This window comes from Hansschlegelia beijingensis (genome assembly GCF_045505405.1).
Classification (GTDB): Bacteria; Pseudomonadota; Alphaproteobacteria; order Rhizobiales; family Methylopilaceae; genus Methylopila; species Methylopila beijingensis_A.
Genome location: NZ_JBJKEX010000665.1, coordinates 1 through 720, shown reverse-complemented (window position 1 = coordinate 720; position 720 = coordinate 1). Strand labels below are relative to the sequence as shown.

Sequence of the window (720 nt, the reverse complement as noted above, 5' to 3'; positions counted from 1 at the left end):
CGGGTCGGGGGCGTCGACTTCGGCGCGGGGGCGGCGCGCATCAAGAGCTTCCTGGCGGATCTCGCCGCGGCGGCGAACGCCGTGCCCTGACCGGCCTCAGCCGGCGCGCCGGTAGATCGCGGCGAGACCTGGCGGGCCATCGGTGGCCGCGTCGCCGCGGGCGACCAACTCCTCGAGATGCGCGAAGACGGACAGCCCGGCCGCGCCCTTCAGCCGGGGATCGAGGTCCCGGTAGAGCTCCGCGACCAGTTCGGGGATCGTGCGGGCGCCCTCCTCCAGCCGGCTGCGGATCGCGGCCTCGCGCATGCGGCGGTGGCCGATGAGCTGGCGCACGAAGCCGCGGGCGTTGCGCACCACCGGGCCATGGCCGGGCAGATAAAGCTCCTCCGGCCTCTCCAGCAGCTTCTCGAGCGACGCCATATAGGCGGCCATGGAGCCGTCGGGCGGCGCGACGATGGTCGTCGACCAGCCCATCACGTGATCGCCCGAGAGCAGCAGTCCCGCCTCCGGCAGCGCGAACGCCAGATGGTTCGCGGTGTGGCCCGGGGTTGCGACCGCCCTCAGGGACCATCCGGGCCCGGAGACGACGTCGCCGTCGGACATCTGCTGATCGGGCCTATAGGTCCCGTCGACCCCCGCGTCGAGCCGTGCCGCCTCGCCCTCGTGCGGCGGGCGGAACGTGCGGTGAGGCCCGGCCCCGACGATCGGCGCCCCGACCGC

1 protein-coding gene is annotated in these 720 nt (G+C 74.3%); it reads right to left on the bottom strand.

The genetic code is table 11. The features are described from left to right. Positions 1-96: 96 nt before the first annotated feature. Positions 97-720 (bottom strand): MBL fold metallo-hydrolase (locus ACIKT0_RS19495; RefSeq protein ID WP_407106914.1); only part of this gene is annotated, 624 nt, incomplete at its 5' end.